Here is a 928-nt window from a genome sequence, read left to right on the forward strand (position 1 = left end):
CTTATGCTTCTTTTTCTTCTCCTTTCGATATTGATTGTATGTAATAAGTGGCGTTCGATTTCGGTTCTCGATGATATCTTCATAATTCTGTTCACTGCCATATCCGGCATCCGCGACAACGTGTTCCGGCAGTTCGAAAAAGTTTTCTTCAATCGAGTCGAGAAAAGGAATTAAGGTGCGTGTATCCGTCGGGTTTGGGAAAACATCGTAAGCGAGCGCGTATTGACCTTCCGTTGCAATCTGGACATTGTAACCAGCTTTCAATTGACCGTTCTTCATGTAGTCATCCTTCATGCGCATAAACGTCGCATCTGGGTCCGTTTTTGAGTAACTATTGCGATCACCAAAAATCTCCATATCGTTTTGATACTTTTGTTTGCGAGTGATGAAATCCATAAATTGCTTCCGGGATTGTTTTGGTAATTTGCGTTCGGAACGGAGCTTTTTCCGTTCACTACCAACTTCAGATGCTTCAATTTCTTTATTATATTCCTCGATTTTCTCGTCTAATTTTTCGACTACTTCTTCCATTTCTTTGACGGAAAGTTCCTCTTCATTTTCTCGCTCTATTGCTGGGATGATCTCCTTCTCTAACAGCTCATCATACAGTTGATTAGACTTTTCAATCAGCTTATCACTATATCTTTCAACGGATTTCCGCCACACAAAGGTGAACTTATTGGCGTTCGCTTCAATTTTTGTACCATCAATAAAAATGGCTTCCTCTTCAATCAATTCCTTTTCCACAAGCTGATTCCGGAACTGGACAAAGCATTCACGTAGTATGTTTTCGATGAGTGGATGAGAACGGAAACGATTGATGGTGCGATAGCTGGGTTCGTGTCCTTGAGCCAACCACATCATGCGGATACTATCCTGTAATAAAGCTTCTATTTTACGACCAGAAAACACGGATTGCGTATACCCA

The 928-nt window shown here is 41.1% G+C and carries 1 protein-coding gene; it reads right to left on the minus strand.

Going from position 1 to position 928, the window contains the following annotated elements:
* A partial coding sequence (locus ABRT01_RS18285; RefSeq protein ID WP_367749201.1) for a transposase occupies positions 1-928 on the minus strand: 928 nt, incomplete at both ends.

This window comes from Lentibacillus sp. L22 (assembly GCF_040812445.1).
Lineage (GTDB): Bacteria > Bacillota > Bacilli > Bacillales > Amphibacillaceae > Lentibacillus_C > Lentibacillus_C daqui.